The sequence below is a fragment of the Salipaludibacillus sp. CUR1 genome, from assembly GCF_021028955.1.
In the GTDB taxonomy this organism is placed as follows: Bacteria; Bacillota; Bacilli; order Bacillales; family Salisediminibacteriaceae; genus Salipaludibacillus.
In genome coordinates, this window is the sequence record NZ_JAIWPE010000064.1 from 139,673 (window position 1) to 166,255 (window position 26,583).

The window sequence follows — 26,583 nt, forward strand, 5'->3', positions numbered from 1 at the left end:
AAGGGAACAAACGACCATCAGGAGGATATAAACATGACTTTTTCAGGAGCAGCAGTGCTAATTCAACTTTTATTTGGTGTAATAATCGGTCTCTATTTTTGGAACTTATTAAAAAACCAGCGCACTCAGAAGGTTTCTTTAGATAAAGAGTCAAGAAAAGAAATGCAGCAGTTAAAACGGCTTCGTCAGATAAAATTAAGCGAACCATTATCAGAAAGAGTCCGTCCGCAATCCTTCAAGGGAATTGTCGGCCAAAGCTACGGAATTAAGTCTTTAAAGGCTGCTATATGCGGTTCTAACCCTCAGCATGTTATTATTTACGGTCCCCCCGGAGTAGGGAAAACAGCAGCAGCCAGGCTTGTACTGGAAGAAGCAAAAAATAATGACCGTTCACCGTTTCAGTCTGATGCTGTTTTTGTAGAGCTGGATGGAGCTACTGCGAGGTTTGACGAAAGAGGTATAGCTGATCCGCTTATAGGATCTGTTCATGACCCTATTTACCAGGGAGCCGGGGCCATGGGGCAGGCGGGAATTCCGCAGCCGAAACCAGGAGCAGTAACAAAAGCTCACGGCGGTATTTTATTTATCGATGAAATTGGGGAATTACATTCTATCCAGATTAATAAGCTGTTAAAAGTACTTGAAGAAAGAAAAGTTTATTTGGAAAGCGCCTACTATCACGAGGAGAACGAGCAAATTCCAGAGCACATCCATGACATTTTCAGCCGGGGTCTTCCGGCAGATTTCCGTTTAATAGCAGCTACCACAAGAAGGCCTGAAGAAATACCGCCTGCCATCCGTTCGCGGTGTGTGGAGGTTTATTTCAGAGGGCTTACCCGGGAAGAAGTAAAAACTGTAGCGAGAAAAGCAGTTAAGAAATTAAAAATGGACGTGGAAGAAGATGTGTTTGACTGGGTAGCTAATTATGCAACAAACGGAAGGGAAGCAGTTAATATGGTGCAGTTATCAGCCGGTATTGCAATGAATGAAGGAAGGCTGACACTGACCTCTTCAGATCTGGAATATGTCATTCATGCCAGCCAGCAGTCGCCGAGAATGGAGAAAAAGATTATCCCTGTGGACAAAATAGGGTTTGTTAATGGTCTTGCTGTTATGGGACCTGGAGCAGGTATAGTGCTGGATATTGAAGTGACTGCTATAGAGAAGATAAATAATGGAAGTCTTATTGTTACAGGAATTGCCGATGAAGAAAGCACCGGCGATCAAATGCGAACAGTTAAACGAAAGAGTATGGCAAGAAGTTCGGTTGAGAACGTTTTGACGGTTTTAAGAAAAATGGGTGTCAGAACACATGATTATGATTTACATGTGAATTTTCCAGGTGGTACGCCTATTGACGGACCTTCAGCAGGCACAGCGATTGCTACAGCTATTTATTCTGCAATTTTCCAACTGCCTGTTTCCCATACAGTGACTATAACAGGAGAGCTGGGGATCCATGGCGATGTTCTCCCGGTAGGCGGAGTGATGGCTAAAGTAGAGGCGGCAAAACAAGCAGGTGCTTCCACTGCTCTTATTCCTAAAGATAATTTTCAGTCGCTATTAAAAAATATCGAAGGGATAGACGTTTACCCGGTGGAAAATTTAAAACAGGTTTTTGACAAAGTATTAAAGGTAAAAGACATTAATAAGGATGAAAAGCATGAAGCAGTGCTAAGTTCTTTGTCATTGTTAGACAAAGAAGGCACAATAGGATAAAATTGAACAAGAATCATTATGGTAAGCCCCAAGACGTGATCCTATGGGATGACGTCGTTTTTGGCTCACTGGTTTACCGTTGAGTTTGTTCACAGAACGTAACCGGTAAGGTCTGATAAATAAAGTATTTATCTGTCTAAAAAATCTACCAAACGGAGGTGTTACATATGAGTGAAAATGTACGAAGAAACATTCCTTTACTTCCACTGCGAGGGTTGCTTGTCTACCCGACTATGGTCCTCCACCTGGATGTAGGAAGGAAAAAATCAGTTCAAGCTCTGGAAAAGGCCATGGTTGAGGATCATGAAATATTCCTCACTACTCAGCGGGAGATTTCGACCGATGAGCCCGATCAAAGCGATATTTATACCGTTGGGACGCTGGCTAAAGTCAATCAGATGCTGAAGCTTCCTAATGGAACGATTCGTGTACTCGTAGAAGGTCTGCAACGGGGGCAAATAGAGGATTATACGGATAATGAGGAGTATGCTGAAGTAGAAGTTGAACTTGTTGAAGAACGCCAGGAAGCGACTGTAGAAGAACAGGCTCTGATGAGAAATGTGCTGGAACAGTTCGAACAGTATATTCAGTTATCAAAAAAAATATCCCAGGAAACCCTTGCTTCTGTATCCGATATTATTGAGCCAGGCAGGCTGGCGGATATCGTAGCTTCCCACCTGCCGCTTAAAATTGTACAAAAGCAGCAAATTTTAGAAACAATCTCGGTTAAAGACCGGTTAGGCCAGATCCTAAAAGTGTTAAGCAATGAAAAAGAAGTGCTCGGTCTCGAGAAAAAAATCGGCCAGCGTGTTAAAAAATCCATGGAGAAAACACAGAAAGAGTACTATTTACGTGAGCAGATGAAAGCCATCCAAAAGGAACTTGGCGACCGTGAAGGCAAAGAGGGCGAAATAGAAGAGCTTAAAGAAAAAATAGCCCAGGCCAATATGCCTGAATCCGTTGAGGAGAAGGCTTATAAGGAAATGAGCCGTTATGAAAAAATGCCTGCCAGTTCAGCAGAAAGCTCTGTAATCAGGAATTATATTGAATGGCTTGTGCAGATTCCGTGGAACGAAGAAACAGAAGACCTGCTTGATATTCACCGTTCTGAAAAGATTCTTGATGAAGACCATTATGGATTGGAAAAGGTAAAAGAGCGTGTCCTTGAGTACTTAGCTGTTCAGCAGCTGACTCAAGAGCTTAAGGGTCCTATTCTTTGTCTGGCGGGCCCTCCCGGAGTCGGGAAAACATCTTTGGCCAGATCAATTTCACGATCACTTGACCGGAAATTTGTTCGTATGTCTCTCGGCGGCGTAAGGGATGAAGCTGAAATCAGGGGGCATCGCCGGACATATGTCGGTTCAATGCCGGGCCGAATCATACAAGGCATGAAAAAAGCGGGAAGTATCAATCCGGTGTTTTTACTTGATGAAGTCGATAAAATGGCTAATGACTTCAGGGGAGATCCGTCATCAGCGCTTCTCGAAGTACTGGATCCTGAACAGAACAATACTTTCAGTGACCATTTCATTGAAGAACCTTATGATTTATCTAAAGTCATGTTTGTAACCACGGCCAATAACATTGGAGCGATTCCGGCCCCATTAAAAGACAGGATGGAAGTTATTCATATTCCAGGTTATACCGAAGTGGAAAAACTGGAAATTGCAAAAGGATATCTGCTGCCAAAACAAGTTAAAGAGCATGGTTTGTCCAAAGGGAAAATTCAGGTTAGAGATGACGCTTTACTTAAAGTTATCCGTTATTATACCCGTGAAGCAGGTGTAAGGAACCTTGAACGCCAAATGGCAACCATATGCCGTAAAGCGGCCAAAATGATTGTTTCTAATGAAAAGAAAAAAGTTGTCGTAACTGAAAATACAATTGAAAGCATGCTTGGAAAACCAAAATTCAGATATGGAAAAGCCGAATCAGAGGACCAGATAGGAGCTGCTACCGGTCTCGCCTACACTACAGCAGGAGGAGATACGTTAACTATTGAGGTGTCTGTTTCTCCTGGTAAGGGTAAATTAACCTTAACCGGAAAGCTGGGGGATGTGATGAAGGAATCTGCACAGGCAGCCTTTAGTTATATCCGTTCTAAATCAAAAGAATTATCTATTGATCCGGGGTTTAATGAAAAGAATGATATTCATATTCATGTACCGGAAGGCGCAGTTCCTAAAGATGGCCCTTCTGCAGGTATTACAATGGCCACAGCACTTATCTCTGCTTTGACAAACCGTCCTGTAAAGAGGGAAGTTGGTATGACAGGGGAAATCACTTTAAGAGGCCGCGTGCTTCCGATCGGCGGTTTAAAAGAAAAGTCAATGAGTGCCCACCGTGCCGGTTTAACGCATATTATCATGCCGAAGGATAATGAAAAAGATTTGGAAGATATACCGAAAAGCGTGAGAGAAGACCTCACATTTATCCCGGTATCTCATTTGGATGACGTCCTCAAGCATGCATTGGCAGGGGAGAAGTAATGAAAATAGCAAATGCAGAACTTATTATAAGCGCGGCTAAAGAGCACCAGTTTCCCGGGGGCGTTTTCCCTGAACTGGCGCTTTCAGGCCGTTCGAATGTGGGAAAATCTTCGTTTATTAATACAGTACTTTCGAGGAAAGGACTTGCAAGAACAAGTCAGAGACCGGGAAAAACACAAACACTTAACTTTTACTTTATTAATGACCGGTTTCACTTTGTAGATGTACCAGGATACGGCTATGCGAAAGTTTCCAAAAAAGAAAGGGAAGCATGGGGCCGGGTTATGGAAGCCTACTTTCAGAAAAGGGAACAATTAAAGGGAGTTGTGCAGCTGATTGATGCCCGCCATAAGCCGACTGAAGATGATGTTATGATGTATGACTGGCTTAAGTTTCACCAATTGCCTGTACTGATTATAGCGACTAAAGCGGACAAGGTTCCTAAAGGAAAATGGTCCAAACATATCCAGCAAATAAAGGACGTCCTTCAGGCAGAAGATGAAGATACGGTTATTCTATTTTCATCAGAAACAGCTTACGGAAAGGACCGGGCCTGGAAGGAAATGACGAAATTGTTGTATTCCAAAGAAACCCGTGAAATAAAACAAGACTCCGGGGAGTAAGAGCGCCTCAGGTGAAAACTCAGAAAGAATGGGAACAGTTCCCTTCTTTTCTGAGTTTTTTTATTTTATTTATATATTGATTTAATCGTAATCTTTGAATATGATAATAATATAAGTTTATTTGTCAGAAAATTAACAAAATTATTAAAAGAATAAGTATTAAAAAGGGGGAACAATTATGGCCAGCTTTAAGAAAAAATTTTTGCCTGTTATGATTGCTGCTGGTACTGTATTAGTTATTTCAGCATGCGGTGAAGAAAATGATCAGGCGCAAGGAGAGAATTCAAATGATGGACAGGCTGACTTGACTTTAGACGGTGAAACATTCGTCTATGCCTTGTCAGGGGAATACAGGCCATTCAGTTATGTCGATGAGAATGGGGAACTGACCGGGTTTGATGTTGATATCGGCATGGCTATTGCAGAAGAACTCGGATATGAAGGTGAGCCTTATCGTATTTCATTCTCTGGGATTATTCCGGGCCTTCAGGATGACCGGTACGACGCGATTATCGGAAGCATGGGTATTACAGAGGAAAGACAAGAGACGGTTGACTTCTCAGACCCTTACTATATCTCAGGCGCGCAAGTTTATGTGAGACCGGACAGCGACATAGCTTCTATAGACGATATTACAGAGGATACGAACGTGGCTGTAGCGCTCGCTACCACTTACGAAGACATGATTGCAGATTATACGACAGATGTATCCACTTATGACTCCGATGTGGTAGCTCTCCAGTCTCTTGACCAGGGCAGGCATGATGCAGTTGTTACAGACCGGCTGATCGGCCTTATAAATATTGATGAGCAGGGACTCAACCTCGAAATGGCCGGAGACCTGATTGATGTAGAACAAATGGGAATAGCTGTTAAAAAAGGCAACGAAGACTTACTGGAGGCTATTAACGAGGCGCTCTCTGCTATTAAGGAAGACGGGACATATTTAGAAATCAGTGAAAAATATTTTGATGAGGATATCAGCCAGGAATAAAAGTTACAGACTTAAATGACAAAACACGAATCACATGTGCATAGCGGATTGTACATGTGATTCTCCATTTGAGGTGAATGATGTGATTGCAGGAAGTGTATTCGACTTTGGCACCTTTATTAGTGAACTCCGACGGACTTATCCTTTTTTCCTTGAAGCCGGGCTTGTAACAATCCAGCTGACAATAGCTTCTGTTTTGATAGGGACAGTAATTGGCGTTATTTTTGCCTTATTAAAACTTTCCCCGCTGAAAATATTCCGAATCATTGCGGGAACTTATATTACTATCATCCGGGGAACCCCCCTGATCGTTCAGATATTTGCTCTATTTTACGGTTTTTCCCAGATCATTATGCTTTCAGCATTCTGGTCAGCTGCTTTGGCCTTGGCTGTACACAATTCTGCTTATATTGCTGAAATTTTCCGTGGAGCCATTCAGTCTATTGATAAAGGACAGACTGAAGCAGGGCGCTCATTAGGCATGTCAGGAGTTATGACAATGCGGCGAATCGTTATGCCTCAAGCTATGCGAAGAGCGGTACCCCCGCTTGGAAACCAGTTTATTATTGGTTTAAAAGATTCATCACTGGCTGCTTTCGTTGCAGTAGATGAGTTGTTCAGGACAGCCCAGGGAATTGCCGCTGGAACATTAAATACTATGGAAACCTTTATTATAGTTGGTATATACTATTTACTGCTGGTTATGATATTCACCGTGATAGTTAACGCGGTGGAACAGAGGATGGCCAAGAGTGAGAAATAGGAGGAGCAATATGAAAGAAATGATTCGTGTTGAAAAGTTAAATAAGTCTTTTGGTGATTTGCATGTATTGAAAGATATAGATTTGACAGTTAATGAGAGTGACGTGCTCTGTTTAGTAGGGGCGAGCGGATCAGGTAAAAGTACCTTGCTCCGCTGTCTCAACTTCCTGGAAATCAGGGACAACGGAAAGATTATTTTTGACGGAGAGGAAATAGATCCTAAAACGCATAATTTAAACCAAGTCCGACAGAAAGTAGGTATGGTTTTCCAGCATTTTAATTTATTTCCTCATAAAACAGTTCTTGAAAATGTAATTGAAGCTCCCCTCATGGTAAAGAAGACAAATAAGGTAACCGCGGTTAAAGAAGGAAAAGAACTGCTTGAAAAAGTAGGACTGGCTGATAAGTTCGATGTCTATCCTTCTAAACTTTCCGGTGGACAAAAACAGCGTGTGGCTATCGCACGCGCTCTGGCTATGAAACCGGATATTATGCTATTCGACGAACCTACGTCAGCGCTTGATCCTGAACTTGTAGGTGAAGTGCTTGAAACTATGAAAGATTTAGCTAAAGAGGGAATGACGATGATTATCGTCACCCATGAAATGGGATTTGCTAAAGAAGTGGCAGACTATACTGTGTATATGCATGATGGAAAAATAGTGGAAAGGGGCCTCTCGAAAGATTTATTTAACAATCCTAAAGAAGAGCGGACTAAGGAGTTTTTAAGTAAAGTCCTGTAATGAAAGATGAAACAATTAATTTTGAGACAAAAGTTATAAAGAACTCCGGACAAATATTTGAGCATATTTGTTTGGAGTTCCATTTTTAAAAAAGTGATTTCAGTCCATCAGGAGGCCGCTTGCCCAGGGGCTTGTACTTGTTAAACTAAAGATAACTTCAAACTTTATTCAAAAAGAAAGTGATAAATCTCACTTTCTTTTATGAAGTAAACTTGTAAACTTAAATTAATCAGTTAACGTTTTCTGAAAAAGAGCAGATAAACGCCTATAAGGATCAGCAGACCGGGCCAAATTGTTTCAACACTCGAGTGCAGAGAATAAGCCCACTCTGTAATAGTGGAATAAAACAGAGCTGCTGCTGAGATGATCAGTAATATAAATCCTGGACCGGCGCCATCACGTTTGTTCACAGCGTATTTCAATAAAAAGGCCAACGCAATAATAAGGGTGAAATACGGCCATTCATAAGTCCAGTAATTGAATGTATAAATGCCGTGAAACAAAATGCCTAAGCCTAAGAGGACGATTCCTGAGAACATTTTATGGTCATCACGGTTGGAAAAACCCTGCCAGGATAAAACAAATCCGATAATAATCAGTATTGAGGGCCATTGAAATAACAAATCACCGTAAGGGAAAGTGAAATTAAATTGCCGGGTCAAAAAAAAGATGCCTGCGGCTATCAGAATAATTCCGGGTAAGGCTTGGTTTGATTTCATACTGGATATCGCTCCTTCTGTTAATTGGCAGATAGATGAGTAAAAAAAAGGGAATTGGATAGTATAACGTTATACATAAATTATTTTCTTCAAAAGGAAGTGATTCCCAATGATGTCACAAATTTTTCACATTCTATAAGCTCAAAATTATTCTATGTTAATTAAAAATGTTATAATATAAGACGAGTTATTCAAAGGGAATTATCATAATATACGTAAAAGATTTGTCAAAATTAGTTTTTCCGTGTAAAATGGATGTCGGTTTAAAGTCAGGGGGGATGACGGTAATGCACATCCTGGTTGTCAGTTTGAATTATAAAACAACTCCAGTAGAAATTCGAGAGAAATTTTCTTTTCAGGATGATTTGGATCAAGCGCTGACTAAATTGCGCCAGTCTAAAAGTATTTTAGAAAACGTAATTGTTTCCACTTGTAATCGGACTGAAATTTATGTTGTAGCAGACCAGCTTCACACAGGCAGATATTATACAAAGGTTTTCCTTTCTGACTGGTTCGGTATCCCTAAAGAGGATTTCAGTCATTATTTGCAAATCCGTGAAGATGAGCATGCGATTGAACATCTTTTCCGCGTGACCTGCGGGCTGGATTCTATGGTATTAGGGGAGACCCAGATACTTGGCCAGGTTAGAGGAGGTTTTCTGGCCGCTCAGAACCAGAAAACAACAGGTACAATTTTTAACCATTTATTTAAACAGGCGATTACCCTGGCTAAACGGGCTCATTCCGAAACGGCTATAGGGGAAAATGCCGTGTCTGTCAGTTACGCTGCGGTCGAATTAGGTAAGAAGATATTCGGCGATTTCTCAGATAAAAAGGTACTCATTATGGGTGCTGGCAAAATGAGTGAATTGACTGCTAAACATTTAACTTCCAGCGGAGTTAATGATATAACTGTTATTAACAGAACGAAGCAAAAAGCAGAAGAACTGGCTGCTAAATTTTTCGGCCGCTCAGAAGATATGAGTCAATTGAGCCGGTCTCTTGAAAATACGGATATATTAATCAGTTCAACAGGCTCAAAAGATTATGTTATTAAAAAAGATGAGGTAATGAAACTCGTAAAAAAGAGAAACGGCCGCCCATTGTTTCTAGTGGATATTGCCGTACCAAGGGATTTGGACCCTGAGTTGTCCGACCTTGATAACGTTTATCTTTATGATATAGATGATTTGCAGGGAATAGTGGCTGCAAATCTTGAAGAACGGAAACAGGAAGCAGAGAAAATTGAACTGATGGTAGAAGAAGAACTGGTGGATTTCAGTGCATGGCTTGACACTTTAGGAGTCGTCCCTGTTATCACTGCTCTTAGGGAGAAGGCTACTTCTATACAGTCAGAGACAATGGAAAGCCTCGAAAGAAAGCTCTCCAGCTTGTCAGACCGCGAGAAAAAAGTGATCAGAAAACATATGAAGAGTATTATTAACCAGATTCTCAGAGATCCTATTACAGCCTTAAAGGAAGTACCTGAAGAGGAAAACTCTGATGAACTTCTTGCTTATATGACAAAGGTTTTTGGTTTGGAAGAGCAATTAAAGAACCAGTCCAACACGTTGGCGTGTAATATTCAAATCAACAAGATTGAGCGAGAGTGGAATATTGAAAAAAGAAAGTCAAAACTGGCTGCCCAAAGCGGGACAGTTGCCCGCTCTCTCTAGAGAGGGGAAATGAGTATGGTAGGACTGCACATATTATATATACTCATTATCGTATTTTACTGTCTGAGTGTTCTCGGATATTTTATTGACTTTATACAAAACAACCAGAAGGTGAATCGGATTGCCTTCTGGTTGCTTTCTATTGTATGGGTGTTACAACTCACCTTTTTATTACTAAGAGCCCTGGAGTTCAGCCGCCTCCCTATCATGACTATTTTTGAAGGGATGTTTTTTTATTCCTGGATTCTGGTAACTTTTTCTTTAGTTATTAACCGGCTGCACAGGATGGATTTTCTCGTCTTTGTCGTGAATCTGGTTGGATTTACTATTTTAACTGTAAGCCTGTTTGCACCGGCAGGAGATGTATCATCAGAGTTAGCTGATTTATTTATATTGGAAATGCTGATTATTCACGTAGTTATACTGCTATTATCTTATGGTACTTTTACTTTAAGCTTCGCCTTTTCTATGCTTTATTTTTATCAGCATCATATGCTGAAGAAAAAAAGGTGGGGTGATAAAATGGTGAGGGCAGGAAATTTATCTTTACTTGAAAAACGTTCTTACCTTTGTACTCTGGTGGGCTTTCCCCTTATGCTTATCGGGCTGATTCTGGGGCTGAGCTGGGCCTGGGTAAAGTTCGAGGTGGTACCATGGCATGATGTTAAAGTATTCAGCTCGTTTATCGTTCTAATAGTGTATGGAATTTATCTCTTTCAATATAAAGTAAAGAAAAAGCGGGGGTATAATCTTGCTTTGCTTAACATAGCCGCATTTCTCGTCCTGCTTATCAACTACTTTCTGTCAAGTTCGTTTTCACAATTTCATATTTGGTAAAAATAAGCGGCCAAGTTAATACAGTATAAACGGAGGTTTAGAATGAGAAAAATTGTTATCGGTTCAAGAAGAAGTAATTTAGCAATGACCCAGACAAGATGGGTCATTGAACAGCTGGAAAAGTTTAATCTTCCGTATGAATTTGAAATTAAAGAAATTGTCACTAAAGGTGATAAAATTCTTGATGTGACGTTATCGAAAGTAGGCGGAAAAGGTTTGTTCGTTAAAGAAATAGAGCAAGCGATGTATGATGGAGAAATTGATATGGCTGTTCACAGTATGAAGGATCTGCCTTCTGAAATGGCTGAAGGGATGGTTATTGGAGCTGTGCCTGAACGGGTTGACCCGCGGGATGCCTTTATTTCCAACTCCGGCCAAACACTTATGGAACTGCCGGCCGGTTCTATTGTCGGCACAAGCAGCCTCCGCCGGAGCGCACAAGTTCTTGCTAAACGTCCTGATTTAAAAATTCAGTGGATCAGGGGTAATATTGACACACGTCTCAGGAAGTGCCGGGAAGAAGAATTTGATGCCATTATTCTCGCTGCAGCAGGTCTTCAGCGGGTTGGATGGACAGATGAAATCGTAACCGAGTTTTTAGACCCTGAAATTTCACTCCCGGCCGTCGGCCAGGGGGCATTAGGCATTGAATGCCGTGAGGAAGATAAAGATCTTCTTCAACTTTTGGATCGCATCAATCACCCTGACACCGCTAAAACTGTATCAGCGGAGCGTGCTTTTCTTCATACGGTGGAGGGCGGCTGTCAAGTTCCTATTGCCGGTTACGCTACCCTTAACGATGACAGACAAGTGACATTGACAGCTTTAGTTGCTTCTCCTGATGGTAAAAAAGTGTTTAAAGAAACCATTACCGGAAACGATCCGGTTGCTATCGGAAAGCAGGCTGCTGAAAAAATGCTGAATGAAGGTGCCAAAGAGGTTCTTGACCAAGTGAAAGAAGATTACGACCTGTAAAGAGGGGATCACAGGATGAGGACACTTCAGGGACTCCGTATTATAAATACTCGAGCTGAACACCAGGCGGCTTCTTTAACCGAAGCTATTCGGCAACGCGGGGGAATTTCTATAGAAATTCCCCTTATTGCCATCCGCCCGCCGAACGACAGATCTCAGATAAAGAAAGAAATTGCCAGTATACATAAAAGCGACTGGGTTATTTTTACAAGTGTTAACAGTTACCATTTTACTTGTGAATTTCTTGAAGAGGCAGGATATAACCCTGGAAAGCTGTTATCAACTAAGAAAATTGCAGCGGTAGGAAGAAAAACGAAAGATGTCCTTCAATTCGAAGGGTTGAAGGTGGACGTTTGTCCGGAAGTCTTTGACGCGGACCATTTAGCAGAAGCACTTATTAAACGGGCTTCCCCTGAAGAAATATTTTTCTATCCGCGAAGCAGTTTATCCCGTGCCGTATTAATGGATAAAATAAAGGCAGCCAACAGAACCATTTTTGATATGACTGTCTATGAAACGGTTCCAGACAGGAAGAATAGGAAGAAACTGAATTCCCTGATTAAAAATGGGGAAGTGGACGTCGTCATATTGACCAGTCCCTCAGCTGTTGAATCGTTCTTCGGCCAGGTGGATGAGAAGGATGCTGATGCAGGGTCTTTCACATTCGCTGTAATTGGACGTGTGACACACGAAGCACTTTCACGTTATGATGTAACTAACGTGTTGGTTCCTGAAGAATTCACACTGGATTCTGTTTTAGATCAAATAGAAAATGATAGAAAAGCCTTTTAAAGGAGGATTACTTTTTATGTCTAACCTTGATTTCAGACGCCACCGCCGGTTGCGGCAAACTCCCGGTCTCCGATCAATCGTCCGGGAAACACATCTTCATAAAGAAGACCTTATTTACCCACTATTTGTAGTAGAGGGAGATAATATAAAAAATGAAGTCCCTTCAATGCCGGGAGTTTTTCAATGGTCGCTCGACCGTCTTGGTAAAGAAGTGGAAGAGGCCGTCAACGCCGGGTTGGAGACTATTATTCTGTTTGGCGTGCCTTCGGAAAAAGATGAGACAGGCTCATGCGCTTATGACCATCAGGGAATTGTACAGAAAGCCACCCGTCAGATTAAAGAACACTATCCTCACTTAACGGTCATTGCAGATACGTGTTTATGCCAGTTTACTGACCATGGCCACTGCGGCGTAGTTGAAGACGGAGAAATATTGAATGATGAGTCTTTGGAGCTGCTTGCGAAAACAGCTGTATCCCAGGCAGAGGCAGGAGCAGATATTATCGCTCCGTCAAATATGATGGACGGCTTTGTAGCTGCTATACGGCAAGGTTTAGATGAGGCAGGGTATAAAAATGTCCCGATTATGAGTTACGCTGTTAAATATGCTTCCGCGTTTTATGGGCCATTTCGTGATGCAGCCCACAGTTCCCCGAAATCAGGTGACCGTAAAACCTACCAGATGGATCCGGCGAACCGGCGTGAGGCTTTTCGTGAAGCACAGTCAGATGCAGAGGAAGGAGCTGACTTTCTTATTGTTAAACCGGCGCTTTCCTATCTGGATATTATCCGGGATGTGAGAAACAGCCACAACCTCCCTATTGTTGCTTATAATGTCAGTGGAGAATACTCAATGATTAAAGCGGCTGCCCAAAATGGCTGGATTAACGAAAAAGAAGTAGTATTGGAAAAGATAACGAGTATGAAGCGTGCCGGCGCGGATTTGGTTTTAACTTATTTTGCAAAAGATATTGCCGGGTGGCTTAATGACAGCAAATAGAAAGGTGGATAATTTATGAATTGGAATAAGTCTGTTGAAGCATTTAATGAGGCTAAACCTTTAATGCCAGGCGGGGTCAACAGCCCTGTCCGTGCCTTTAACTCTGTTGAGATGGATCCTGTTTATATGGATCACGGAAAAGGATCGCGTATCTGGGATTTAGACGGAAATGAGTATATCGATTACGTTTTATCCTGGGGTCCTCTTATCCACGGTCATGCGGATGAAGAGGTGGTAGAAGCTTTAAAGGCCACGGCTGAAAAAGGAACAAGCTTTGGCGCTCCGCACACAATGGAAACCAAGCTTGCCCAGCTCGTCATTGAACGGGTTCCATCTATTGAAGTTGTTCGTATGGTTAATTCGGGAACTGAAGCGACCATGAGTGCGCTGCGTCTTGCCCGCGGTTATACAGGCAGACATAAAATCATTAAATTTGAAGGGTGTTACCATGGTCACGGGGATTCTCTTCTTATAAAAGCGGGTTCAGGGGTTGCGACACTCGGCCTGCCTGACAGCCCAGGTGTTCCTGAAGCCGTGGCAGCGAATACGTTAACAGTGCCGTACAATGACTTGGAAAGCTTAAAGCTTGCGTTTGAAAATTTTGGAGATGATATTGCAGCTGTTATTCTGGAGCCTGTAGCAGGAAATATGGGAGTTGTCCGCCCTGAGCCAGGTTTCCTTGAAGGTGTCCGTTCAATAACAGAAGAGCATGGCAGCCTGATGATTTTAGATGAAGTGATGACCGGGTTCCGTGTCGGTTATGAGTGTGCCCAGGGAGAACTGGGAGTAACACCGGATCTGACGTGTCTAGGCAAAGTTATTGGCGGAGGTCTGCCAGTAGGCGCGTTCGGCGGAAAACGCGAAATCATGGAACGTATTGCTCCGGCAGGAGACATCTATCAGGCGGGCACACTATCGGGGAACCCGCTGGCTATGACAGCAGGCTACGAAACGATCCGGCAGCTCACTCCTGAAAGCTATGAGCATTTTGACCAGCTGGGAGAAAGACTGGCAGAAGGTTTAGCTTCGGCCGCAAAAAAATATGATATTCCTCACTATGTCACAAGAGCAGGCTCTATGGTCGGGTTTTTCCTGACTAATGAAAAAGTAGTAAATTTTGAAACTGCTTCATCATCCGACCTGGATATGTTCAAGAAGTATTTCCGCTATATGCTTGAAAATGGCGTTTCTATTCCACCTTCGCAATTTGAAGGAATGTTCCTGTCGACAAAACATACTGAAAAAGATATTGATGAGACTGTAAAAGCTGCAGAAAAAGCTTTTGCCGCTATTAGAAATGAATAACCAGTCTTCGTTATAATTCTCCTGCACCTTCAAATTAGGAACCGCCTAAATTTGGAGGTGCTTTTAATTTGGTTATTATGACTAATTATTACAGGCTGCCCAGATGCCGTATTTTAAGCTGGTTAAAGTACTTTACTTATAAGAGAAAGTACTGTTAATTATTCACAAATTTGATACACACTCAAATGAAGTTACTGGGTAAAATAAAGATGTGTTTAATATTAATTAAGGAGGGCTTTCTATGCCTAAAACCACGTTTAAATCTACTGCTCATCTGCAAGATGGAATGAAAGTTATTGCGAAAGCGCGTAACTTTGAAATGACAATTGATGAACCGGAGAGTTTAGGCGGTACAGATACAGGAATGAACCCTGTTGAGGTGCTTCTTGCGGCACTCGGCGCCTGCCAGTCTATTGTAGCCCGAGCGTATGCACAAAAATTTGATATCCAATTTGATGATTTTTGGGTGGAGGTTGAAGGTGACCTGGATACCGACGGATTTATGAACCTTTCAGATGTTCGTCCTGGTTATTCAGAAATCAGGTACAATATTCACATTTCCACAAATGCTCCCCGGGAAAAAGTAGATGAATTTATAGCATTTGTAGAAAAGACATGCCCTGTCGGTGATACAATTGAAAATCATGTGAATATGAAACTTAACCAGATTGTTCTTGAACCGTCTAAAGTGTAATAATGATAAAAGACCATGCCTATTAAATGGACATGGTCTTTTAATTTGTATAACATTTTTTAAACAAGGCGCTGTTAATAACTTTAAAAGTTGCAAAACCTTTGCCTCCTGAGATTTTCTTCAGCGGGTACACGTGCGGTTTTTGCGGACTCCAATGAACCCGCCGCCCTATGGGATCCCGCTAATATCCAGGCTATTAATACGCGTGATTCAATTTGTATAGTTTTATTACAGAATGGAGTGTCTAAAAATGAGCTATTTCAAAAAGTTAAGAAAATATGCAGGTAAAGAAACCTTAATTCTTCCAGGTGCAGCTGTAATTATTTTTCAAAAGGAAAACGTGCTCCTGCAAAAGCGTGAGGATGGAGACTGGGGCTTGCCAGGCGGATTAATGGAAGTGGGAGAAAGCTTTGAAGAGACAGCTTTAAGGGAAGTAAAAGAAGAAACAGGCCTCATCCTGAAAATTAGCCATTTACATAAATTTGATGTTTTTTCAGGGGAAAGATATTACGTTGAAGCGCCGAATGGAGATCCATATTATGCGGTTACTGTACTTTTTTACACGGATGAGTTTACCGGAGAGCTAAATGCTGATGATGAAGAAACATTAGCATTGGAATATTTTCCGTTTACCCGTCTTCCCGAAAATATAAGAAGATCGCACAAATATTTTCTGGAGTTGTTTACAGGAAGTACAGACTTTCAAAAGCTTTGAAAAAATCAATAAGTGTTGATGAATTTTTGCAGAGCCAGCTAGTTATTACATCAGCGCAACGACAAGGTTTTTCGGTTCAAAATTACATTTCAAACAGCTTTCTCCTCAATGAAAATCAGCCTTACAGGCATAATTAGTCTGTTTTTTTCATACAAGTGTATCGTATGAGTCTCTGTACGTTTAACAGTGGACAACGGAAGAATACGATGGACGTTAATGAATGAGATTGGCGAGAAGAGGAGGAATCACATTGACTAATGAAGGATCTTCACTGTCTTTTTCCATGAAAGAAGGCATTTGGCTTGAACGGGGAAACGAGGTGGATGAATTAATATCCTTATCTCTTGAACCTGATATTTCTGTAAATGAGAGCGAAAATGAAGTGGTTGTTAAAGGGGCTCTCCATTTAACCGGAGAATACAGAATGGAACGGGAAGAAGGGACAGAAGAAGAGAATGAAGATGAGAACCAGTTAAACCAAATGGTTTTCCGGTCAGTTGAAGAAGTCTCTTTATCAGAAAACGGAATTGGAGAAATCAGACACCAATTTCCGTTAGACATAACGATACCGAAAGAACGGGTAGAAAATCTGGAGGATATTTATCTCACTGTTGAAGGCTTTGACTACGAAGTCCCTGAAAGCGGATATTTGGAAATAAGTGCCGATCTCTCAATTTTAGGTATCCGGTCAGGGGAAGAGCAGGCTGAAGTGGAAGATAATTATAAAGAAGATTTAACAGACAGAACGTTTTCTTTTGAGCAGGTAAGGGCTGAAGATATTGAGGAAAATGAAGAAACTGAAAAAGAGGCTGAAACAGTCACCGATTTATATGAAGAAGAAAGAGAAGAGGAATATGAAACGGAAGCTGTTGAACTTGATGAATCTGATCCTGTTCCCGGCTGGGAAGAACGTCCACCCGCTTATACTTTAAAAGCAGGACCGTCTGATGATAACAATAATCTGAACTCATATGAAAGCAGCAGCAAGGTGAATAATGAGGAAGACTATTCGGAAGAAAACAGACCAGAAACTGAAAGCGCCGGAGATTATAATAAGGAAGCTTACGAGGATGAGGCCTATGATGAGAGGCCGGCGGAAGCTGTACCTGAAGAACCGGAAGACACAGAAGCTGAACAAGCAGAAGCAGCAGAGGCACAGGAGAAAGAAAGAGATCAATCGGACTCTTCTGAATCGGAAAATGCTTTGTATTTAACAAAAATGCTTTCTGGAGATAAGGAAGAGGCCTATTCAAAATTACGGATGTGTATCGTGCAGAATGGGGAGTCTTTAAATACGATCGCAGACCGTTATGAAATGCAAGTCAGTCAATTAATGAGAATGAACCGGCTTAAGGATGAACAAGTGGACGAAGGACAAATCCTGTATATCCCTGTAAGGAAGCCATCCTCCGATTAAAGAAAGGGGGAAGAGGAATGATCCAATTAGCGTTTATCGAAAACCATTATCCATTCCGTGAATTTAAGTGGATTGAAGAAGGAAAAATCATTGAAACTGAAAAGGGTAAAAAGCGGGTGGAAATATGGACGGATAAGGAGACACTGGAGGCACACATTGAATGGCGGGAGAAGCTGGCAAAAGAAACGGACAGTTTAACTGATAGAATGATCCAGACTGCTAATGGAGATAAAGCGGTAGAAACAGATACAGGATGGTTAACCCTGCATGATTATGTTGACCATCCTTATCCTGTTACCAGTAATATTAAACAAACCGGCCGCTTTTTAGGCATGTATGCTTCTGTAAAAATGGACAACAATGTGGGACACACAGACATCGCGAATTGGCAGGAGGATGCACTATTTTTACGTAAATTTATTAAAGTAAAGCTGAAACAAAAAGGCTTAATCGAAAGGTTGAGAGTAGAGGCAGAGGACCGGGTGAAAAAAGCTGAAGTTTTATTTAAAGAAGAATCCACAGAGGAACCGGCATCCGTTCTGAGTATTGAGTCGCCAAGCCAGGCCAAAATGATACATGGCCGGATGTATTGGGAAAATCGAGGAAAAAGTTTTCAAAATAAGTACCTGGTGCTTAGGTCTTTCCTTAAAGAATGGGTAGAGGCAAACGGGACCGGGGAATTAACGCACCTTTTAGATGGATTGGATGAGACATTTTCTTTAAGAGAACAAAAAGGGAGGCATTTATTAGCTGCCATTGTTTATCCCCATGAGTATATTTCCTTTATGAATTGGTTAAATGAAGCTGGGGAATCCGCCGAAATTGAGGAGCGCGTGAACAGCCTAAGGAAAGAGTGGGATATTATGAAGACACTCACAGAACGAATAGCCGAATGGATAAGGGAGCCGGAGAGAAGGTTGTCCAATGTCTAAAACACTTGTTGATCAAATCATAAGCCAAGTCCTTTTCCAGTATGATTTAAGACCAAAGAATGTCCATCTTTATGGGAAAGTACTGAAAGTTGAAACAGATTATGGAGTTTTCGCCCTTAAAAAAACGACTATGAACAAAGAACAGACCGACTGGTTTATTCATGTGATAAGGAGACTTGATAGGATAGGCTTTCCATTTTTTGTCCCTGTACTGCCTACTAAATATGGGGATTACAGTGTGTTTGACGGGAATTATACGTATTATTTAATGCCGTGGCACGAGGATCACCGCACCTTCAGGCATCAGGTTCAGCCCGAGGAAACGATGGTTGAAGAGGTAGCAAAATTACACAGTTTAACAGAAAGAACACAGGATTACGGAGAAGATTCTCTGGATGAATCGTTCCGCCTGCTTAAAGAGAGGTGGGATTTAAGAAAGCTTGAAGTTGAAAAATATGTCGATGAGATTGAAAAAAACATCTATTACTCTCCTTTTGAACTTACTTTGCTCACTCACTTTGAAAGGACGCAACAGCTGGCTGGTCAGGCTGAGTGGCATCTGGAGCAGTGGCTGGATTTGGCCAAGGAAAAGAAAAAATACAGAAGTGTGCTTTGCCATGGCAGGCTTAACAGGAGCCATGCATGCTTTGATGAGTACGGCACGGCTTATTTTATTAACTTTGAAAAGGCAGTGCTGGATACACCGGCAAGAGATCTGGCCATCCTTTTCAGGCATTATTTTCAATCCAGACCTTGGGATGAGCAGGAAGGCCAGCACTGGCTGAATATTTACGAGAAACATTTCACTTTCTTTGATGAAGAGCGCCATTTATTAATGAGTTATCTTCTGTTCCCGGAGAATATTTTTCAAATGATTGACCACTACCGCTCTCCTGAAAGGTCCAAGCCGGAAATACAAATGGTTATGAAACTGGAACGACGGCTGTTAACGATGAACAGAGTTCACCGGTTTGTTAATCAAGTCCAGAAAAACACATAAATAGAGGAGGAAAACGGTTCACAAAGGTGATCCGTTTTTTTATTTACGGCAGCCAGTAAAGGAGATAAAGGAAAACAAAAATTGACAGCAGAATAACGTCAAAGGTTGTCGGGAGAAGAAGTGTACGGATAAGCTGGAAAATAATTAAAGGCAGCAGGAGCTGAAAAAATAAATCCATCAGTCTACGGAGGCGCCAATGGATTTTTGGCTTGCCTGCCCTGCGTTTCATTGCTCTTGCAAGTTTATGGTGGGTAAACCGGCGCATACGTCTGCTCCTTTCACAGAAGTTATATTAATCTATGCGCCTCATGAAAATAAGTGTATAACAACCATATTTACCGGTACATCCTACACTTAAGGGAGATGATGGAAATGCTGAGTATGCCGTTTATTATTTATGAAGTGCTGTGGGGTCTTTGCCTCATTTGGCTTCTCCAAAAAGTAATAAGAGTACTCTTAATGAAAGAGCAGGATTAAAAGATGATAAAGAAACCTATTGATATTGTTAAGAAGAATATTGTCCGGTTTCCCCGAAGGACATTATTACTGCTTAGCAGTTTCATGCTTACCGGGTTTGTCCTCTTTTCCAGTATATATATGTTCCAGTCTGTGAGTAACGGAGCGGAACTGATTGAAGGAAGAGCGGGAGCGGATTTGATTATTTCTTCCGGGAAATTTAACCCATACAGCTTAACAGGCGAAAAAGATACATATTTTAATGGCAAGGAGCTGCTGGAGTTCCTCGGTAAAAATGAACGCATAACAGCTGTTGCGCCGCAGCTTTATCTTGAAACAATTTCTACTGTATGCTGCGGGACTGAAGGTAATTTCCCCGTAGTAGCTATCGATCCGAAAAATGATTTTACTTTAAAGCCATTTCAGGTTCTGAGTGAACCTTTAGGGGATAAAGAAGTTGTAATCGGTGCAAAAGCCGGTGGAGACAGGTTTATTTTTCATGCCGGCGATGAACAGATAGAGGAAAAAGTACTTTTGTTTTATGAAACATATACAGTTAAGGACAGTCTGTTCCAGACGGGTTCAGGCATTGATGACACTATTTATATGAGTTTGCCTGAGGCAGAAAATATTATAAGCAGTCCTTTTTACATAAAAGAATTGCCAAAAAACCCGTTGTCTGCTGTTTTTGTGCAAGTAGATAAAGGTGAAACAGACAAGGCAGCAAATGAGATAGAAGAAAAATTTCCTCACTTGCATTTACAATTTGGAAACGAGCTTAAAGGAAACCTGCAGCAGTTTCTGCAGCCTATGAAAATCTTATCGTTTGGAGTTGTCATCCTTGTATTATGTATGAATATTCTGCAGGTTTTAACCCAGTTTATCGGCATCGTAAATGAGAGAAAACAGGAGCTGGGAATGCTCCGTGTTATGGGGGCTTCAAAATGGCAGGTGGCGAAACTCATGTTACTTGAAGCCTGGCTCGCCGGGGCCGGCGGGGGAGCTTTAGGTATTGTTTTATCTTTTGCTGTATTCTATGACCAGAAAGATCTTATTTTAATAGTAATTGAACTCCCCCTCATTTTTCCTGTTTGGCAGGAGGCCATTCTATATGGAGCAGGTACAGCAGTTTTTCTCGGTTTGTGGGCTGCTGGCGGAGCAGGGCTAGCCATCCGGTCACTATTAAAGTCACCGCCGTTCTATTTAGTACAGGAAGGAGAATCTGTATGATTGAATGTATCGGGCTCTCAAAAATTTATCGTGTAACGAGAACAAAAAGATTGTTTGCTGTTAAAAGTGTCGATCTTGTAATTAAAGAGAACACTTTTTTATCGCTTACAGGACGATCGGGAAGCGGTAAATCAACCTTAATCGCTCTTATCACGGGAATGATGCCTCCGACAGAAGGTGAGGTAATAGTTGACGGCCAAAAACTTTCGGATTTGGAAGAACGCGGTCTGACAAAATTAAGAAGAGGGTACTTTGGCTGTATCCGGCAGTATCCAGCGCTCCATCCATCATTAACAGTACTGGAAAATGTCATTTTACCTTTAGTCGTGACCTCACTTTTTAAAAAAGAGAAAAAGTGTGCAGCCGAACGCTATTTATCGCAAGTCGGATTAGGAAACCGGATGGATCATTATCCTAAACAGCTGAGCGGGGGAGAGGTCAGAAGGGCTGCCATCGCCAGAGCGTTAATTATGGAGCCTGAGGTGCTGATTGCTGATGAGCCCACGGCTTCCCTGGACAGGGAGTCCGCTGTGCAAGTATTAAGACTTTTAAAAGCTCTGCATATGTCAGGTAAAACAGTCGTTGTAGCAAGCCACGACTCCCTTGTAGAAAACTATGCGACGGAACAAGCCAGGATGGAAAGCGGGAAATTAGCATACTGTGGTTTGACGAAGTATACTTCTGGACAGAATAGGATAAAGGAAGCCGCTGAATCTCCAGTTTTAGAACAACTCTCTATTGATTCTGAACAGAAGTCACGGTAAAATACGGTTAGATGATATATATAATGAATGTAGAAAGGGAGGAGTACATCTCGAACCCACCAGAGAGGAAAGCCAGTGTGTTTTCACACTGCTGAGAGGTTTTCCTGGATGTAAAGATGGAAGGTCGCCCTGGAGTTGCAGCTGTGAACGGCGGAAACGTTTAGTAGTGGCTGCCGGATCAGCCCCGTTAAAAGCTTAGAGTGTTCAGGGTTTGATTAAGATGGGTTTTTGAACCTGTAAAGATCCTGTAAACAAAGGTGGTACCGCGAGGAATTCAGCTCCCTTCGTCCTTTGACGAACGGGGGCTTTTTGTGTGGATTTTTCCAGTAATTATAAGTGAATAGATATGAGGAGGTAATGTAAATGGAGGACAAACAGCAGCAAGTATCAATGCCGCCGAAATACGATCCGCAGGCGACAGAAGCTAAGTGGTATCCTTACTGGGTAAATGGAAAATATTTTGAAGCAACAGGTGATAAGGATAAAGAGCCTTATACAATTGTAATCCCGCCGCCAAACGTGACTGGAAAGCTGCACCTGGGTCATGCATGGGACACGACACTGCAGGATATTTTAATCCGTGTGAAACGAATGCAAGGCTATGATGCTCTCTGGCTGCCTGGAATGGACCATGCCGGCATAGCGACTCAGGCTAAAGTTGAAGGGAAGTTGAGGGAACAAGGTATTTCCCGTTATGATTTGGGACGTGAAAAGTTTCTTGGAAAATCCTGGGAGTGGAAAGAGGAATATGCAGAATTTATCCGCGAACAGTGGGCTAAGCTGGGCCTTTCCCTCGATTATTCCCGTGAACGGTTTACACTTGATGAAGGGCTCTCGAAGGCTGTACGTGAAGTGTTTGTGCGTCTTTATGAAGAAGGACTTATTTACCGCGGGGAATATATTATTAACTGGGACCCTGAAACTAAGACAGCCTTATCTGATATTGAAGTCATCTATAAAGACGTCCAAGGCGGATTTTATCATATGAAATATCCTCTTGCAGACGGTTCCGGCCATATCGAGGTAGCAACCACACGTCCTGAGACAATGCTTGGAGATACAGCTGTAGCAGTTCATCCGGAAGATGAGCGCTATAAAGATCTGATCGGTAAGAAAGTCACGTTACCGGTAATCGGAAGAGAAATAGAAATTGTTGCAGATGATTATGTGGATATGGAATTCGGTTCCGGTGCCGTTAAAATTACACCTGCTCACGACCCGAATGATTTTGAAATTGGCAACCGTCATGATCTGGAACGTGTCCTTGTTATGGACGAAGGCGGAAAAATGAATAAAAATGCCGGCAAGTACCAGGGAATGGACCGGTTTGAGTGCCGGAAACAAATAGTTAAAGATCTTCAGGATCAGGGTGTCCTGTTTAAAATTGAGGATCACCTTCACAGTGTCGGCCACTCCGAGCGAAGCGGAGCCGTCGTTGAACCTTATTTATCTACCCAATGGTTTGTTAAAATGGGCCCTCTGGCTGAAGAAGCAATCAAATTGCAGCAAAGCGGGGATAAAGTTAATTTCGTCCCTGACCGTTTTGAAAAAACATATATGCACTGGATAGAAAATATTCGTGACTGGTGTATTTCCAGACAGCTTTGGTGGGGACACAGAATTCCAGCATGGTTCCATAAAGAAACTGGCGAAATTTTTGTCGGCCGGACAGAGCCGGAAGATATTGAAAACTGGGAACAGGATGAGGATGTTCTGGATACATGGTTCAGTTCTGCTTTATGGCCTTTTTCCACGATGGGCTGGCCTGATGAAAACGCGGAAGATTTCCGCCGCTACTATTCTACAGACGCTTTAGTCACAGGGTACGATATTATTTATTTCTGGGTTGCCCGAATGATTTTCCAAGGGAAGCATTTTACAGGAGAGCGCCCGTTTAAAGACGTTCTGATTCACGGGCTGGTCCGTGATGCGGAAGGCAGAAAAATGAGTAAATCTCTAGGCAATGGCGTAGACCCTATGGAAGTTATTGATAAATATGGTGCGGATGCGCTTCGTTTCTTCTTAAGCACAGGCAGTTCCCCTGGTAACGACTTACGCTTTTATTGGGAAAAAGTAGAAGCTAACTGGAACTTCGGCAATAAAATCTGGAACGCGTCCCGTTTTGCTCTTATGAATATGGGCGACCTTAAACACGAAGAAATTGATTTAAGCGGAAAAAAATCCATAGCTGACCAATGGATTCTGACCCGCCTGCAGGAAACCATTGAGCATGTAACCAAATTTATTGATTCCTACGAGTTCGGAGAAGTTGGCAGAGCGTTATATAACTTCATCTGGGATGATTTCTGTGACTGGTATATCGAAATGGCTAAACTGCCTTTAAACAGTGAAGATGAGGAAGCGAAGCATACGACCAGATCTGTACTTGCCTATGTGCTTGACCATACGATGCGTCTTTTGCATCCGTTTATGCCGTTTATTACGGAAGAAGTATGGCAGCACCTCCCTCATGAAGGCGAATCAATCACGGTGGCCTCATGGCCTGAGAAAAAAGAAGAATTGATGAATGAACAGGCAGTTAAAGATATGCAGCTGTTACAGGAAATTATCCGGTCAGTAAGGAACACCCGTTCAGAGCTTAACGTACCAATGAGCAGGGAAATTACTCTTCATGTTAAAGCGGACTCGCAGGAAGTATTAGAACAGCTGGAGAGGGGAGAAGCCTATCTGCAGAAGTTCTGTAATCCGTCCGAGCTGAAAATCGGGAAAGAACTGACAGCTCCTGAAAAATCAATGAGTTCCGTATTGTCGGGAGTAGAGCTGTATATGCCATTGGCCGGCCTCCTTGACCTCGACGCAGAGATTCAGCGTCTTGAAGGCGAGCTGAAGCGTCTGGATGGAGAAGTTACCCGTGTACAGAAAAAGCTCGGAAATGAAGGCTTCATTAAAAAAGCGCCTGAAAAAATAGTAGAAGAAGAACGGGCAAAAGAAAAAGATTATCTCGACCAAAAAGATAAAGTCCAGCAGCGACTTGAAGAATTAAAAAATTAAGAGGCGAAAAAGGGGTCAGACCCCCCTTTTTTTCCCAGAAAGCCGGAGGTGGGCGTGATGCCGGAGATTGCATTTTATAATGATTCCTTTGTGGATATTAACGCGAAAGTCGTTCCAATTCAGGAGCGGGCGCACCAGTTTGGGGATGGAATTTATGAAGTGATCAGGGTGTACAATGGCCGTCCTTTCTATATGGACGAGCATTTACAGAGGCTTCAGAAAAGTGCAGATGCTATAGAGCTTCAGCTGCCGTATACGTTAAATGAAATAGAAAATTTATGCCTTGAAGGCCTTGAACGTTCAACGTTAAAAGAGGCTGAAATTTATATTCAGATTAGCCGGGGAATATATACCCGGCAACACCATTTTCCCGAACCGTCTTGCGCAGTTTTTACAATGACTATAAAAAATGCACGGGTTATTCCGGAAAATAAACGTCAAAACGGAATGAAAGTTCTTACCACGGAAGATGACCGGTGGAAAAACTGTTATATTAAATCACTTAATCTCCTTCCGAACGTGATAGCTAAACAAAAGGCAAAGGTGAACGGTTTTGATGAAGCTGTGTTTCATGACGAAGGAATTGTGAAAGAAGGCTGCAGCACTAACGTGTTTGTTGTTAAAAACGGTATTTTGCATACTTACCCGGCATTAAAAGGCATTCTTCACGGGATTACCCGAAGTATAGTCCTTAAGCTGGCTTCTGAAACCGGGATAGAAGTTGTGGAAGAGCCATTCGATATGAATTTCCTGTATGAGGCTGACGAAGTATTTATTACGAGTACCAGTATGGAAGTTATGCCGGTCTGCCAGGTCGACGATATTGAGTTTTCAACAGTCCGGCCGGTCACACACAAATTAATTGAAAAGTTTCAAACTCTAAAAGATTAATGTGATAGCTGGGATAAAAAAATAAGAACCATAAAGAAACCTGGAGAAATATCGTATGATATTTTTCCAGGTTTTCTATTTTTGGAGTTAAAGAAGATGACCTTTGTCTAAGAATGATTTCAGTCCGCCAGGTGGGCGCTTGCCCGGGGGCAAATCAATAAAATAGCGTCTCTACCGGCGAAAATGAGGTTCCTATCAGCGAAAAATGATTTCTATCAGCGAAAATGCGGTCCCTATCAGCGAAAAACAAAATCAATCAGCGAAATTCTCAAAACCTAAGAAGGTAACGCCAATTTTCGCAATTCTTCGGTCAAAAAGTCTTCTGTATTTTGTCCCCATCCCCCCGCTATCTGCGCGCTCATCGGAAGCCACGAAAATACGCCTCTGGTCTTAGTTAATATATATCCGGAGGACGTTATGGAACGACAATTTTCCCGGTAAGATTAAGATAAGAAATGAGAGAGGAGGAAACAACAATGAATTCTTTCGTGTTGTTTTTACTGGCGGTCATCGCATTAATTATCTTTTTGGTTAATTTAGGGCCTCTGATTTTATTTGCTGCAGGCGTACTGTTATTGTATGTCATATTTAAACAGTTCATGAAAACAGAATCAACCGGCGCTAAAGTGTTTTGGGTGATTTCAGGGCTGATTATCCTCAGCATGACTGTCTCAAATATTTACGCTCTGGCCGGAGTCCTGGCATTATATATTCTTTATCTGATTTTTAAAAAAGATAAAGAGAAGCCTGAAAAAGCAAGAAGCTCCAACAGCCACGAAGACCCTTTTACAAATTTTGAGCGGGAGTGGGCGGATCTGAAAAAATAAACCTGATTAGG

At 42.0% G+C, this 26,583-nt stretch carries 24 protein-coding genes and 1 other annotated feature; of the genes, 22 read left to right on the forward strand and 2 right to left on the reverse strand.

Translation table 11 applies throughout. The features are described from left to right. Positions 1-33 precede the first annotated feature (33 nt). The 6 genes from lonB (at position 34) to K8O68_RS13660 (ending at position 7,330) form a co-directional block, all read left to right on the forward strand. Complete coding sequence (gene lonB, locus K8O68_RS13635; RefSeq protein WP_230897413.1) at positions 34-1,719, forward strand: ATP-dependent protease LonB; 1,686 nt, start codon at positions 34-36, stop codon at positions 1,717-1,719. 167 nt (positions 1,720-1,886) lie between these two features. Next, entirely contained in the window at positions 1,887-4,208 is a 2,322-nt protein-coding gene (gene lon, locus K8O68_RS13640; RefSeq protein WP_230897414.1) for an endopeptidase La, read from the forward strand. Continuing rightward, positions 4,208-4,831 (forward strand): ribosome biogenesis GTP-binding protein YihA/YsxC, encoded by a 624-nt coding sequence (gene yihA / locus K8O68_RS13645; protein ID WP_230897415.1) that lies wholly within the window; start codon positions 4,208-4,210, stop codon positions 4,829-4,831. The genes lon and yihA overlap by 1 nt, the downstream gene beginning before the upstream one ends. Positions 4,832-5,009: 178 nt before the next feature. Next, the gene (locus K8O68_RS13650) at positions 5,010-5,825 is read left to right on the forward strand and encodes a transporter substrate-binding domain-containing protein (RefSeq protein WP_230897416.1); all 816 of its coding nucleotides are present in this window, start codon (positions 5,010-5,012) and stop codon (positions 5,823-5,825) included. Positions 5,826-5,907: 82 nt separating this feature from the next. Then, positions 5,908-6,588: an amino acid ABC transporter permease gene (locus tag K8O68_RS13655; RefSeq protein WP_230897417.1), complete on the forward strand. Its 681-nt coding sequence runs from the start codon at positions 5,908-5,910 to the stop codon at positions 6,586-6,588. A gap of 10 nt (positions 6,589-6,598) precedes the next feature. Continuing rightward, positions 6,599-7,330 carry an amino acid ABC transporter ATP-binding protein gene (locus tag K8O68_RS13660; protein WP_281244238.1) on the forward strand — a complete coding sequence of 244 codons (732 nt, stop codon included), beginning with the start codon at positions 6,599-6,601 and terminating at the stop codon, positions 7,328-7,330. Between the two features lie 233 nt (positions 7,331-7,563). Here K8O68_RS13660 and K8O68_RS13665 read toward each other — a convergent pair whose 3' ends face one another. Further along, on the reverse strand, positions 7,564-8,049 hold the full coding sequence (locus K8O68_RS13665) for a LiaI-LiaF-like domain-containing protein (protein WP_230897418.1): 486 nt from the start codon (positions 8,047-8,049) through the stop codon (positions 7,564-7,566). 287 nt (positions 8,050-8,336) lie between these two features. Between K8O68_RS13665 and hemA the strand changes: the two genes are divergently transcribed. The 11 genes from hemA to ysxE all read left to right on the forward strand — a co-directional run bounded on the left by hemA (position 8,337) and on the right by ysxE (position 19,392). Further along, on the forward strand, positions 8,337-9,725 hold the full coding sequence (gene hemA, locus K8O68_RS13670) for a glutamyl-tRNA reductase (RefSeq protein WP_230897419.1): 1,389 nt from the start codon (positions 8,337-8,339) through the stop codon (positions 9,723-9,725). Positions 9,726-9,740: 15 nt separating this feature from the next. Beyond that, entirely contained in the window at positions 9,741-10,562 is an 822-nt protein-coding gene (locus K8O68_RS13675) for a cytochrome C assembly family protein (protein ID WP_230897420.1), read from the forward strand. 42 nt (positions 10,563-10,604) lie between these two features. Further along, positions 10,605-11,537 carry a hydroxymethylbilane synthase gene (hemC, locus tag K8O68_RS13680; RefSeq protein WP_230897421.1) on the forward strand — a complete coding sequence of 311 codons (933 nt, stop codon included), beginning with the start codon at positions 10,605-10,607 and terminating at the stop codon, positions 11,535-11,537. A gap of 15 nt (positions 11,538-11,552) precedes the next feature. Continuing rightward, complete coding sequence (locus tag K8O68_RS13685; RefSeq protein ID WP_230897422.1) at positions 11,553-12,329, forward strand: uroporphyrinogen-III synthase; 777 nt, start codon at positions 11,553-11,555, stop codon at positions 12,327-12,329. Positions 12,330-12,345: 16 nt separating this feature from the next. Next, a complete protein-coding gene (hemB, locus tag K8O68_RS13690) occupies positions 12,346-13,329 on the forward strand; it encodes a porphobilinogen synthase (protein ID WP_230897423.1) in 984 nt (327 codons plus the stop codon). 15 nt (positions 13,330-13,344) lie between these two features. Further along, the gene (hemL, locus tag K8O68_RS13695) at positions 13,345-14,634 is read left to right on the forward strand and encodes a glutamate-1-semialdehyde 2,1-aminomutase (protein WP_230897424.1); all 1,290 of its coding nucleotides are present in this window, start codon (positions 13,345-13,347) and stop codon (positions 14,632-14,634) included. 241 nt (positions 14,635-14,875) lie between these two features. Further along, positions 14,876-15,328, forward strand: coding sequence for an OsmC family protein (locus K8O68_RS13700; RefSeq protein WP_093049742.1), 453 nt, complete (start codon positions 14,876-14,878; stop codon positions 15,326-15,328). Positions 15,329-15,578: 250 nt separating this feature from the next. Further along, positions 15,579-16,043: an NUDIX hydrolase gene (locus tag K8O68_RS13705; protein WP_230897425.1), complete on the forward strand. Its 465-nt coding sequence runs from the start codon at positions 15,579-15,581 to the stop codon at positions 16,041-16,043. Between the two features lie 250 nt (positions 16,044-16,293). Continuing rightward, positions 16,294-17,460 carry a stage VI sporulation protein D gene (gene spoVID / locus K8O68_RS13710; protein WP_230897426.1) on the forward strand — a complete coding sequence of 389 codons (1,167 nt, stop codon included), beginning with the start codon at positions 16,294-16,296 and terminating at the stop codon, positions 17,458-17,460. Positions 17,461-17,477: 17 nt separating this feature from the next. Beyond that, positions 17,478-18,392 (forward strand): hypothetical protein, encoded by a 915-nt coding sequence (locus tag K8O68_RS13715; RefSeq protein ID WP_230897427.1) that lies wholly within the window; start codon positions 17,478-17,480, stop codon positions 18,390-18,392. Continuing rightward, positions 18,385-19,392 (forward strand): spore coat protein YsxE, encoded by a 1,008-nt coding sequence (ysxE, locus tag K8O68_RS13720; RefSeq protein WP_230897428.1) that lies wholly within the window; start codon positions 18,385-18,387, stop codon positions 19,390-19,392. The genes K8O68_RS13715 and ysxE overlap by 8 nt, the downstream gene beginning before the upstream one ends. A 43-nt stretch (positions 19,393-19,435) precedes the next feature. Here the strand turns inward: ysxE and K8O68_RS13725 are convergent, their stop codons facing one another. Then, positions 19,436-19,657: a hypothetical protein gene (locus K8O68_RS13725; RefSeq protein ID WP_093049756.1), complete on the reverse strand. Its 222-nt coding sequence runs from the start codon at positions 19,655-19,657 to the stop codon at positions 19,436-19,438. A 215-nt stretch (positions 19,658-19,872) separates the two neighbouring features. Between K8O68_RS13725 and K8O68_RS13730 the strand changes: the two genes are divergently transcribed. The 5 genes from K8O68_RS13730 to K8O68_RS13750 all read left to right on the forward strand — a co-directional run bounded on the left by K8O68_RS13730 (position 19,873) and on the right by K8O68_RS13750 (position 26,572). Further along, a complete protein-coding gene (locus K8O68_RS13730) occupies positions 19,873-21,078 on the forward strand; it encodes an ABC transporter permease (RefSeq protein ID WP_230897429.1) in 1,206 nt (401 codons plus the stop codon). Continuing rightward, a complete protein-coding gene (locus K8O68_RS13735; protein WP_230897430.1) occupies positions 21,075-21,842 on the forward strand; it encodes an ABC transporter ATP-binding protein in 768 nt (255 codons plus the stop codon). The genes K8O68_RS13730 and K8O68_RS13735 overlap by 4 nt, the downstream gene beginning before the upstream one ends. A gap of 21 nt (positions 21,843-21,863) precedes the next feature. Then, positions 21,864-22,137: a binding site (T-box leader), on the forward strand. Between the two features lie 68 nt (positions 22,138-22,205). Then, positions 22,206-24,854 (forward strand): valine--tRNA ligase, encoded by a 2,649-nt coding sequence (locus tag K8O68_RS13740; RefSeq protein WP_230897431.1) that lies wholly within the window; start codon positions 22,206-22,208, stop codon positions 24,852-24,854. Positions 24,855-24,911: 57 nt separating this feature from the next. Then, positions 24,912-25,745, forward strand: a complete 834-nt coding sequence (locus tag K8O68_RS13745) for an aminotransferase class IV (protein ID WP_230897432.1) — start codon at positions 24,912-24,914, stop codon at positions 25,743-25,745. A 476-nt stretch (positions 25,746-26,221) separates the two neighbouring features. Beyond that, positions 26,222-26,572, forward strand: coding sequence for a lmo0954 family membrane protein (locus tag K8O68_RS13750; protein WP_230897433.1), 351 nt, complete (start codon positions 26,222-26,224; stop codon positions 26,570-26,572). The last annotated feature ends 11 nt before the right edge of the window (positions 26,573-26,583 follow it).